This window comes from Streptomyces sp. NPDC093260 (assembly GCF_040683715.1).
GTDB classification, from domain to species: domain Bacteria; phylum Actinomycetota; class Actinomycetes; order Streptomycetales; family Streptomycetaceae; genus Streptomyces; species Streptomyces sennicomposti.
Window position 1 is genome coordinate 18,471 of sequence record NZ_JBFBEK010000013.1, and the last position, 9,548, is coordinate 28,018.

General features: G+C 74.1%; 12 protein-coding genes. 2 read left to right on the forward strand and 10 right to left on the reverse strand.

Annotation, left to right across the window (positions count from 1 at the left end; all coding sequences use genetic code 11):
- Positions 1-108 precede the first annotated feature (108 nt).
- The 7 genes from AB0N63_RS18155 to AB0N63_RS18185 form a co-directional block, all read right to left on the reverse strand.
- On the reverse strand, positions 109-984 hold the full coding sequence (locus tag AB0N63_RS18155; RefSeq protein ID WP_365529990.1) for an alpha/beta hydrolase: 876 nt from the start codon (positions 982-984) through the stop codon (positions 109-111).
- A 136-nt stretch (positions 985-1,120) separates the two neighbouring features.
- Positions 1,121-1,621 (reverse strand): MarR family transcriptional regulator, encoded by a 501-nt coding sequence (locus AB0N63_RS18160; protein WP_365529991.1) that lies wholly within the window; start codon positions 1,619-1,621, stop codon positions 1,121-1,123.
- Complete coding sequence (locus AB0N63_RS18165) at positions 1,618-2,115, reverse strand: MarR family transcriptional regulator (RefSeq protein ID WP_365529992.1); 498 nt, start codon at positions 2,113-2,115, stop codon at positions 1,618-1,620. The genes AB0N63_RS18160 and AB0N63_RS18165 overlap by 4 nt, the downstream gene beginning before the upstream one ends.
- An 85-nt stretch (positions 2,116-2,200) precedes the next feature.
- Positions 2,201-2,578 carry a fic family toxin-antitoxin system, toxin component gene (locus AB0N63_RS18170; protein WP_365529993.1) on the reverse strand — a complete coding sequence of 126 codons (378 nt, stop codon included), beginning with the start codon at positions 2,576-2,578 and terminating at the stop codon, positions 2,201-2,203.
- Positions 2,578-2,817 (reverse strand): hypothetical protein, encoded by a 240-nt coding sequence (locus AB0N63_RS18175; RefSeq protein WP_365529994.1) that lies wholly within the window; start codon positions 2,815-2,817, stop codon positions 2,578-2,580. Before AB0N63_RS18175 ends, AB0N63_RS18170 begins: the two co-directional genes overlap by 1 nt.
- A 267-nt stretch (positions 2,818-3,084) precedes the next feature.
- A complete protein-coding gene (gene rfbB, locus AB0N63_RS18180) occupies positions 3,085-4,062 on the reverse strand; it encodes a dTDP-glucose 4,6-dehydratase (protein WP_365529995.1) in 978 nt (325 codons plus the stop codon).
- 99 nt (positions 4,063-4,161) lie between these two features.
- A complete protein-coding gene (locus AB0N63_RS18185) occupies positions 4,162-5,094 on the reverse strand; it encodes a LysR family transcriptional regulator (RefSeq protein WP_365529996.1) in 933 nt (310 codons plus the stop codon).
- A 231-nt stretch (positions 5,095-5,325) separates the two neighbouring features.
- Here AB0N63_RS18185 and AB0N63_RS18190 point away from each other — a divergent pair, with 231 nt between their 5' ends.
- Complete coding sequence (locus AB0N63_RS18190) at positions 5,326-6,375, forward strand: YncE family protein (RefSeq protein ID WP_365529997.1); 1,050 nt, start codon at positions 5,326-5,328, stop codon at positions 6,373-6,375.
- A gap of 67 nt (positions 6,376-6,442) precedes the next feature.
- Positions 6,443-7,327 carry an NAD(P)H-binding protein gene (locus AB0N63_RS18195; RefSeq protein WP_365529998.1) on the forward strand — a complete coding sequence of 295 codons (885 nt, stop codon included), beginning with the start codon at positions 6,443-6,445 and terminating at the stop codon, positions 7,325-7,327.
- Between the two features lie 104 nt (positions 7,328-7,431).
- Here the strand turns inward: AB0N63_RS18195 and AB0N63_RS18200 are convergent, their stop codons facing one another.
- The 3 genes from AB0N63_RS18200 to AB0N63_RS18210 all read right to left on the reverse strand — a co-directional run bounded on the left by AB0N63_RS18200 (position 7,432) and on the right by AB0N63_RS18210 (position 9,347).
- The gene (locus AB0N63_RS18200; protein WP_365529999.1) at positions 7,432-8,076 is read right to left on the reverse strand and encodes a dihydrofolate reductase family protein; all 645 of its coding nucleotides are present in this window, start codon (positions 8,074-8,076) and stop codon (positions 7,432-7,434) included.
- 183 nt (positions 8,077-8,259) lie between these two features.
- Positions 8,260-8,766: an SRPBCC family protein gene (locus AB0N63_RS18205; protein ID WP_365530000.1), complete on the reverse strand. Its 507-nt coding sequence runs from the start codon at positions 8,764-8,766 to the stop codon at positions 8,260-8,262.
- A gap of 155 nt (positions 8,767-8,921) precedes the next feature.
- Positions 8,922-9,347 (reverse strand): cytidine deaminase, encoded by a 426-nt coding sequence (locus AB0N63_RS18210; protein ID WP_365530001.1) that lies wholly within the window; start codon positions 9,345-9,347, stop codon positions 8,922-8,924.
- Positions 9,348-9,548 lie beyond the last annotated feature (201 nt).

The window sequence follows — 9,548 nt, forward strand, 5'->3', positions numbered from 1 at the left end:
TCCCGGGGGTGACGGCGGCCCGCCGCCCGGGGATCCGGGGCGGCGGCCCGCCGTCGGGGCAGACGCGGGACAGATGCGCAGGGCGGGGTGCTAGGACGGGCTCAGCCGTCAGCCGGACGTGACGGTCAGGTCGGCGACGGCCGACAGGACGCGGGCCGCCGGGGCCGGGTCGACCAGCCACTTCAGATGGCTGCTCCGGAGGGTGTGGACGTCGTAGGGGTTGTCCGGCGTCAGCGCGTCGCCCTCGCGGATCAGCCGGTCCTGCAGGGCCAGCGGGAGGCTGGCGTCGTCGGCCAGGCGTACGTAGCTCCTGGGGATGCGGCCCCAAGTGTCCGCCTGCGCGCGGTCGTCGGAGGTGCCCGCGTCGAGATTCTCGTCGGGCTGGAAGGTGTTGAGGAAGGCCAGGAACTCGTCGTCGGTGCCGTCGGCGAGGAACGCCGCCTTGAACGCGGCGAGCACGGCCGGGTCGGCGGTGCGGAAGTTGACCCGCAGCAGGCCGAGTTCGGCCGGCTTCCCGGCCAGCGCAAGGGCCAGCGAGCCGGCGTCGACCGCGGCCATCTCCGGCTCGGCGTAGTAGGCGGCGGTGTCCAGCTCGACCGGGCACCAGGCCGAGACGTAGACGAGGCGGTCGATCAGGTCGGGCCGCGCGTTGGCCGCGGCGGTGGCCGTGACGCCGCCGCGGCTGTGGGAGACGAGGATCACCGGACCGTTCCGCTTGGCCCGCTCCAGGACGCCGATCAGGTGCGTGACGTTGTCGGCCAGCGTCACGCCCTTGAGGGAGCCCGGCGCGGCGGCGAGGCCTTCGGGGTCCTGCGGGGCCTGGTAGGCGCGCGGGAAGGTCGCCCGGAAACCGTGGCCGGGCAGGTCCACGGCGACGGATCGGCGCCCGAGGAGGCCGAGTTCGGCCTGGAGTGGGGCGAAGGCGAAGGAGTTCGAGAACGCTCCGTGCACCAGCACGAACGTCGGCTGCGTCTGTCCGCTCATCCACGGGACCCTACGCAGCCGAAGATCACCGGCGCAACCGGCATCGACTCCTCCGTTCACGGCAGCCGCCACGCCCTGCGCCCCCGCTCCCCGCCCCGTGCGCCGGGCGGCCGGAACGGCCCGCCCGGCGGTGCGGTCAGACGGGCGCCCCGGCCGCCAGCCGCGCCAGTTCCGCGTCGGCGCGTTCGGTGACCAGGGCGAGGACGCGGCCGGCGGCGGCCAGGTCCTCGCCGGGTATCCCGCCCCAGATGCGCGCGCTCACGGGGGCGGTCTCCGTGGCGACGGCGGCGAGCGCCTCTCGCCCGGCGCCGGTGGGCCGCAGGTGTGCGCCGGTCACGGCGAGCAGACCACGGCCCACCAGTTCGTCCAGGGTGGCGTGGAGGGCGGCCGGGTCGGCCTTGAGGACGCCCCGTACCTCGGCCACGAGGTCGTCCCGCGTCCGCGGGGTCTCGGCGGTGACGGCGGTGCGCAGGGCGATCTGCTGCGGGAAGGTGAGGCCGTGCCGGGCCAGGAAGTGCTCCAGGACGCCGCGGGCGGCGTAGTGGGCGAGGCCCAGGGCGCGGGCGTCGGCGGGGGGTGCAGCGGCGCGGGAGGCGGAGGCTCCCGGTGCGGTGCGGGTGGGTCGTGTGGTGGTCATGGCGGTGTCGTCCCCTTCGTGCTCTCGTCGTGCGGTACGGGTGGAGCCAGAGGTGCGTCGAGCAGGGTCGTCAGTTCGTCGGTGAACGCGCGCGTCCGCGGGTCGTCCAGGCCGCCGAGCGGTTCCAGCAACTGTTCCAGCAGTCCCTGGACCACCTCGATGGCCTGGCGGGTGACGACCCGGCCCCGCTCGCTGAGGGCGACCTGCACCGCGCGCGGGTCGCGGGGGTCGCGGACCCGTTCGACCAGTCCGGCCGACTCCAGGGCGCGCGCCAGCTTGGAGACGTACAGCGCCTCCAGGCCGGTGTGGTCGGCGAGCCGGCGCTGGCTGGGCCGTTCGCCGGCGCGCTGCATGCCGTACAGCGACGCGACCAGCGAGTACTGCGCGTGGGTGAGGCCGAGCGGGGCGACCGCTCGGTCGACCGCGACCCGCCACTTGTTGGCGAGCCGCCACACCAGAAAGCCGGGCGTGGGGCCCGGTGAACCCTTGCTCATGAGAAATACCGTACATGGCTATAGTAGCTATGGCTACTAACTGGTCGCGTACCGACCCGACTCCCGCCCCGTCTGGCGACGCACTTCAGGCGGTGTTCGGCCAGGTGCGCAGGAGGGCCGCGATCCGTGCGGCGGTGCAGGCGGGGTCGCGCAGCAGGTCGCGCAGGGCGACCGCGTCCTCGCGGGCGGGTTCGACCGGGATGCCGGAGGCCTCCAGGTACATCACACCCGTGGCCGCGGCGACGGCCATGTTGGAACGCTCCAGCCAGCGACAGCGGCCGAGGATGTGCACCAGGGCGGCGGCGCGGGTGAACGGGCCGTCGTAGACGGGTTGTTCGAGCACTTCGGCCCGGTGGCAGGCGACGGCGGCGACGGGCACCCCGTAGTCGTCGGGGGCGGGGTCGCCGGCGCCGGCGAGTTCGGCGACCTGGAGGATCCAGGGGACGTCGATGTACAGGTCCATCAGGCGGCATGCGCTCCCGGCGAGCGGCGGCCGGCGTCCTCGGCCTCGTCGAAGAGGTCCTGGTGTTCGGCGAGGAAGCGCTGTGCGGCGTCCAGGCCACGCTGCCGCATCCCGTCGGCGTCGTCGCGCACCAGAGAGGCGATGTAGTCGCCGAGGCTCAGGCCGCGGTCCTTGGCCCGCGCCCGGGCCAGTTCCGCGATCTCGTCGTCGACGCGCGCACCCAGCTGTGTCTTGGCCATACGCCGATGGTAACAGCTGTTACCGAGATCGTGGCGCGTCGACGGCAGGTCGCCGGCCGGACGGCGGCGGAGTGCGGGCGGGACGGGGCCGGTTGCGGTCCGGGGATGGACACCGAACGATGGAGACCGGGCGGCTCTCGCCCCCCCGGGGGCGCGCAGACCGTCACCGGCAGCGGCCCGTGCCGCCGCACGGCGGGGCACTGCGGTGCTGGCGACCTGGAGCGAACACGGCGCCGCACCGCGGCTGAGGCGCGAACGCCCCGGCGCTCACCGGGCGGCGAACAGGGGCTCCCACCAGTCGCGGTGGGCGCGGTACCAGTCCGCCGTGGCGGTCAGGGCCGGGGCGAAGGCGGTGCGCGGGCGGTAGCCCAGCTCGGCGGTGATCTTGCCGTCGTCGACCGCGTAGCGGCGGTCGTGGCCCTTGCGGTCGGTGACGTGCTCGATGCGGTCCGGGCCCGCGCCGCACCAGTCCAGCAGGCGTCCGGCGAGCTCCAGGTTGGTGAGCGCGGTGCCGCCGCCGACGTTGTAGACCTCGCCGGGCCGGCCCCCCGTACGCACCAGTTCGACCGCGCGGACGTGGTCGTCCACGTGCAGCCAGTCACGTACCTGCAGTCCGTCGCCGTACACCGGCAGGCGGCCGCCGGTCAGCAGGGTGGCCACGAACCGCGGGATCGCCTTCTCCGGGTGCTGGTACGGGCCGAAGTTGTTCGTGCAGCGGGTCACCCGGACGTCCAGGCCGTGGGTGCGGTGGTGGGCGAGCGCGATCAGGTCGGCCGCGGCCTTGGAGGCGGCGTACGGCGAGCTGGGGCGCAGCGGGTCCTGCTCGCGGGCGGCGCCCTCGGGGACCGAGCCGTACACCTCGTCCGTGGAGATCTGAACGAAGGTGCGCACCCCGTGCCGCAGCGCCGCGTCCAGCAGCACCTGGGTGCCGACGACGTTGGTGAGGGTGAATCCCGAGCCGTCCTCGATGGAGCGGTCCACATGCGACTCGGCCGCGAAGTGCACGATCTCGTCGTGCCCGGCCGCAAGACGCCGCACGGTCGGCGCGTCGCACACGTCGCCGTGCACGAAGACGTAGCCGGGGTGGGTGCGCACCTGGTCAAGGCGGGTGAGGCTGCCGGCGTAGGTGAGCTTGTCCAGCACGGTGACCGTGACGCCGGGCGGGCCCGAGGGGCCGAGCAGGGCACGGACGTACGCGGAACCGATGAAGCCGGCTCCGCCGGTGACGAGGATGCGGGAGGTCATGAGGTCGGGGCGTCTCGCTGGTGGTGCGGGTCGGGGATGGGGCCCGCCGGCGGGGTCACCGGTCGGGGCGTCGGCCGGGGCTGCTGGTCCAGGGTCTGGTCACGGTTCTACCACCCTGGCAGGAGTCGCCGCCTGTTCCGTACCCGACAGGGCCCGTGCCGAGGCCGCCAGGTGGTCGCGGAACCAGCGGTGGCCCGGGTCGGCGGCGTTGCGCGGGTGCCAGGCCATGCCGAACTCGACCGGGGCCAGGTCGAGCGGGACGGGGAACGTCCGCAGCCCCAGCGCGGCGACCGTCCCCGACAGCCAGTCGGCCAGCGTGAGCGCGACGAGGTCGGTGTCCCTGGCCAGCATCATCGCGCTGGTGTGACTGGGGACGACGACCGCGACCCGGCGCCGCAGCCCGTGTACGGCCAGGGCGCTGTCGATGGGCCCGGACCGCTTGCCCAGCCGGGAGATGCCGATGTGCGCGGCCGCGGCGAACCGGCGGGCGTCGATCGGCCCGTCGAAGAGGGGATGGCCGGCGCGGGCCACGCCGACCAGGTGCGCCCGGGCGATGCTCCGGGTGCGGATCTCCGGATCGAGGTGTCCGAGGACGCCCAGTTCGACGTCGACCGTGCCCAGCCGCAGCGCGGGCCCGCCCTCGACCGCCTCGGGCAGGAACACCACGTCCACGTGCGGGGCTTCGGCGTGGATGCGCTCGGTCAGGGGGCCGGCCAGCCCCGCCAGGAGCAGTTCGGTGCTCTGCACGGTGAAGGTGCGCTGGAGGTGCACCGCCTCGAAACCCGCCCCGGGCCGCAGGACGTTGTCGCAGCCGCGTAGCAACGCGGCCACCTCGTCGCGCAATTCGAGGGCGCGCGGGGTGGGCACCATGCCCTGGCCCGCGCGCACCAGCAGCGGATCGCCGACGGCGCGGCGCAGCCGGGCCAAGGTGCGGCTGGCCGCCGCGGGCGAGGTGCCGAGCCGCTCGGCGGCGCGCGTCACGCTGTTCTCCTGGAGCAGCGCGTCGAGGGCGCGCAGCAGGTTGAGGTCCATGATCACTCCCGAGCCCGGCGCCTGCGCCTGCGCCTGCGCCTGCGCCTGCGCCTGCGGACGAGCTTGCGCCAGCGCGCCGCATCCACCGCACTGACCTGCGTCTTTACGATTGAGGCAAGTATTGCCTGCCTATTCTTGCATTGCTGCGGAATTCTCTCGCGACCACAGTGGAGGTGTTCGCCAAGACACCGGGTGTCCGCGAGGACGCCCACCACCTGTGCGAGGAATCCCATGCAGAAATCCGCACGCTCCGGGCGGGAGGGCGACGTCCTGGCCGTGGCCGACCAGAGCGGGCCGACCATCTCCTTCTACGACGTCACCGACGACCGCCGCCTCGGCTCCGTCCAGGTCCTCGCCGAACCGCACGAGTTGTGCTTCGACCCGGTCGAGCGCCTGCTGTGGTGCACCGTCACCTACCGCTCGGGCTTCTACCACGCCCACAACGGCCGGCGCACCGAGCTGGTCGTCGTCGACCCCGATGCGCGGCGGGTGGTGGAGGTCGTGGACCTCGCCCCCGAACAGGCCCCGCACGGGCTGGCGTTGGACGCGCGGCGCGGTCGCCTCCACGTCACCGTGGAGGCGACCGCCGACCGGACCGGCGGTGTCGTCGTGATCGACACGGCCACCCGGCGGCCGGTGGACCGGATCGACACCGGGGCCACCGGTTCGCACTGGGTCGCGATCGACGCGGCGGGCACGACGGCCTATGTGGCCAACAAGGAGGCGCCGTTCGTCTCGGCGCTCGATCTCGACCGGGGCGCCCTCACCGGCAGGGTCGAGGTGCCCGGCAGCGAGGGCGTCGCCGTCTCCGCCGACGGGGCGTACGCCTTCGTCGCGGCGCCGTACGGCGGCTCGTTCGCCGGCGGCGAGGACCTGGCCCCCGGGGTCAGGGTCGTCGACACCCGGACGGCGACCGTGGTCGAGACGCTGCCCACCGACCACCGGGCCATGCCGCTGCACCTGACCGCCGCCGGAAAGCTGCTGGTGGGCGAGGTGTGCACGGAGTCCGACCCGGCGGGCGGGGCGACGCGGATGGCGCCGGGACGCCTGACCGTGTTCGCCGCCGACACCCGCGAGCGGCTCGGCGGCCTGGAGGTGGGGCTCTGCCCCCTGACCCTCACCTCGTCGCCCGACGGCCGGCTCGCCTACGTGGCCTGCTACGCCTCGTCCACCGTCCACGTCGTGGACCTGGACGCCCTGCGGCACCTGGCCCGGATCGACGTCTCCGCGGCCGGCGTTCCCGGAGCGCACGGGCTGGCGTACGTCCCGCGTGCCGCCTGACCGCCCCCATCCCGCCCCGCCCCACCCCCGCCCACGGACACTTCACCCGGATCACCGAGAAGGAATCATGATCGTCATCACCGCACCCACCAGCACCATCGGCCGCCGGCTCGTCGCCGACCTGCTCGACCGGGGGGCGCCGCTGCGCCTCGTCGTCCGCGATCCCGGCCGCCTCGAGCCCGAAGTCCGCGAGCGCGTCGAGATCGTCGAGGGCTCGCACGGCGACGCCGCCGTCATCGACCGGGCGTGCGCCGGAGCCGAGGCCGTCTTCTGGCTCGCACCGGGCGACGGCGCCGAGCCGGGCCCCGAGGCCGCCTACGTCGACTTCAGCCGCCCCGCCTGCGCGGCCTTCGTCCGCCACGGCGTCCCTCGCGTCGTCGGCGTGTCCGCGCTCGGCCGCGGCACTCCGATGGCCGAGCACGCCGGACTGGTCACCGCCTCACTGGCGATGGACGACCTGATCGCCGCCACGGGCGTCGCCTACCGCGCGGTGGTCTGCCCGTCGTTCATGCACAACCTGTTGCACCAGGCCGGCGCCATCAGGGAGCAGGGCCTGTTCCTCCTGATGGCCGACCCGGACCTCAAGGTCCCCACCGTCGCCGCCCAGGACATCGCCGCCACCGCCGCGCGCCTGCTGCTGGACGGCACCTGGACGGGCGCCGGCGAGGTCGCCTGTCCCGGCCCGGAGGACCTGTCGCCCACCGACATGGCCCGGATCATCAGCGAGGTCCTCGGCACCGAGGTCGGCTACCGGCAGATCCCGGGCGCTGCCCTCAAGGAGCGTCTGACCGGGTTCGGGACGACCGACGCGATGGCGCAGGCCATGGTGGACATGTTCGAGGCCAAGAACAGGGGCCTGGACAACGCCGCCGCCCGCACCCCCGAGTCGGCCACGGGGACGACGTTCCGCCAGTGGTGCACGGAGGTGCTCAAGCCGGCCGTGACGGGCTGACCCACGGCGGGACGACCGGTGGACGGCGCCGCCCGGCAAGACGGCTGCGCCGTTCCGCCGGGCGGCGCCGTTCCGGGTCGGGGCGGCGTCCTGTGCGGACCGGCTCACTTCCGCCAGAACAAGTGGTGCGTCACTCCGCTCGGGCTGGGCACGACGTCCAGGTGGAAGCGGTCGAGCAGTTCCTCCGGGGACTCCCACAGCCGCAGTCCGGTGCCGAGCTTCACCGGCGAGACCGCCACGTGCAGGGCGTCCACCAGGTCGGCGTCGAGGAACTGCCGGAGGGTGGTCACCCCGCCGCCGAGCCGTACGTCCTTGCCCCGCGCCGCCTCGCGTGCCCGGTCGAGGACCGTGGCCGGGTCGCCGGAGACGAAGTGGAACGTGGTGTCGGAGAGCGTGAAGGACGGGCGCTCATGGTGGGTCATCACGAAGACCGGGGTGTGGAACGGCGGCTCCTCACCCCACCAGCCGCGCCACTCGTGGTTCTGCCACGGCCCGCGCTGGGGGCCGAACTTGTTGCGGCCCATGATCTCGGCGCCGATGTTGTGCGAGAAGTCCCGGGTGAAGTAGTCGTCCAGGCCCCGGCTGCCGCCGGGGTCGGTGCGGTTGGGCCAACTCGCCGTGGCCCCGGCCCACGCGAACAGCCGCTCGGGCTCCACGAGGCCGAACGGACGCTCGAAACTCTGGTCCTCACCGGCGGCGATGCCGTCGCTGGACACGTTGAAGTTCTGGACTCTCAGTAGCTGGGCCACTGTGCCTCCCCTGTCGTCGTCGACCATACGACCGCACGGGGCCGGAAAACTCATCGCCGCACGCGGCGCGTACGGGCCGGGCATGTTCGGCGCGCTGTCGGACTGGGGCCGTCTCCGCCGCCGCGCGCCTCCGCCGGGCCCGGACCGGAAACCCCCTGGCGCCCCCGCCGGGCCGGGCCGCGGTCACGCCCGGCCCTTCTCCAGTTCCCGCTTCAGGTTCCGCAGGGTGATGTCGATGTTGCGGTTCTGGAACTCGGCGAAGGTCCTGCCCGAGGTGACGATCCGGTCGAAGACGCCCGCCGCGGCGTCGGGCCAGGCCCGCCGGTCGTCGGTCCAGGTCTCCGTCACCCGGGTCCCGGCGCCCTCGGGTTCGAAGGAGTACTCCCAGGTGGCGATCGGGCCGCGCAGGCGGGGGCGCTTCAGCCCGATGGCGTGGACGCGGAAGGCGAACCGGCGGCCCGGTTCGGCCGCGGTCACCGTGCACCGCGTGGACCACCGGAACGCCCCGCGCTTGTTGCGGCCGACGAAGGAGTCGCCCAGGGCGGCGGGCCCGGCCGGCGCGTCCTCGGTCGTGCCGAGGTTCTCCGGGCTCCAGCGGCCCATGTCGCCGGGGCGGCTCACCGCCTCGTAGGCCGCTTCGGGCGAGACCTCGACGAAGACACTGCGGGCCACGGTGAGGACGCGGGTCACGATGGCTCCTTTCCCACGCGGACGGAGCGGACGGCTGCCCGCCAGTAACTTACTGACGAGTAGATATCTTGGCACCTCCGCCGGCACCGCGCCGCCCTGCCCCGACACTCAGCCCGCCCGGCCACCGTGGCCGCCCGACTGCTCGGCCCGTCCGGCTACTCCGCGTCGAGCCGGTGGTCGGCCCAGACGTACGTCGAGGGCAGCAGCTCGGCGACGGGCACCGCCCGCAGACCGTCGCCCTCGCCCTCACCCCCGCCGACGATGATCCGCAGCTCGGGAAAGTAGTCGAGCAGGGCTTGGCGGCACCGGCCGCAGGGCGGTACGACGCCCCGGTCGCGGTCGCCGACGGCGACGACGGTCTCCAGCTCGTAGACGCCCTGCGCGGCCGCCGCGCCGATGAGGACCAGCTCGGCGCAGGGGCCGCCGGTGAAGTGGTAGGCGTTCACCGCCGTGACGATGCGGCCGTCGCGGGCGCGGGCCGCGGCCGCCATGGTGTGGTTGTCGCCCCGGCAGCGGGTGCGGGCCACCTCCGTCGCCGCCCGCACCAGTTCGTGGTCGACGTCGTTCGTCCGCGTGGTCATCTCTTCCGCCTTCTCCGGGTCCGCGGGCGGGCCGGACGGGGCCACCCCGGCCGGCTCCTCGGCACGCCCGCGATCATCTCATCCGGCGGTGTACGACCCTCGGCCGAGGCCGCAGGGGAGCGGGCGGGGGACGACGAGGCGGAGGTCACAGTGACCGCGAGGGCAAGGTCACAGCCGCGCCCTCTCCTGCGGATTTAGCCG

Coding starts and splice junctions, on each gene's coding strand:
- AB0N63_RS18160 (WP_365529991.1), bottom strand. CDS start 1,621: ATGACCACCACACGACCCACCCGCACCGCACCGGGAGCCTCCGCCTCC.
- AB0N63_RS18170 (WP_365529993.1), bottom strand. CDS start 2,578: ATGGACCTGTACATCGACGTCCCCTGGATCCTCCAGGTCGCCGAACTC.
- AB0N63_RS18155 (WP_365529990.1), bottom strand. CDS start 984: ATGAGCGGACAGACGCAGCCGACGTTCGTGCTGGTGCACGGAGCGTTC.
- AB0N63_RS18210 (WP_365530001.1), bottom strand. CDS start 9,347: ATGACCACGCGGACGAACGACGTCGACCACGAACTGGTGCGGGCGGCG.
- AB0N63_RS18195 (WP_365529998.1), top strand. CDS start 6,443: ATGATCGTCATCACCGCACCCACCAGCACCATCGGCCGCCGGCTCGTC.
- AB0N63_RS18165 (WP_365529992.1), bottom strand. CDS start 2,115: ATGAGCAAGGGTTCACCGGGCCCCACGCCCGGCTTTCTGGTGTGGCGG.
- AB0N63_RS18185 (WP_365529996.1), bottom strand. CDS start 5,094: ATGGACCTCAACCTGCTGCGCGCCCTCGACGCGCTGCTCCAGGAGAAC.
- AB0N63_RS18190 (WP_365529997.1), top strand. CDS start 5,326: ATGCAGAAATCCGCACGCTCCGGGCGGGAGGGCGACGTCCTGGCCGTG.
- rfbB (WP_365529995.1), bottom strand. CDS start 4,062: ATGACCTCCCGCATCCTCGTCACCGGCGGAGCCGGCTTCATCGGTTCC.
- AB0N63_RS18175 (WP_365529994.1), bottom strand. CDS start 2,817: ATGGCCAAGACACAGCTGGGTGCGCGCGTCGACGACGAGATCGCGGAA.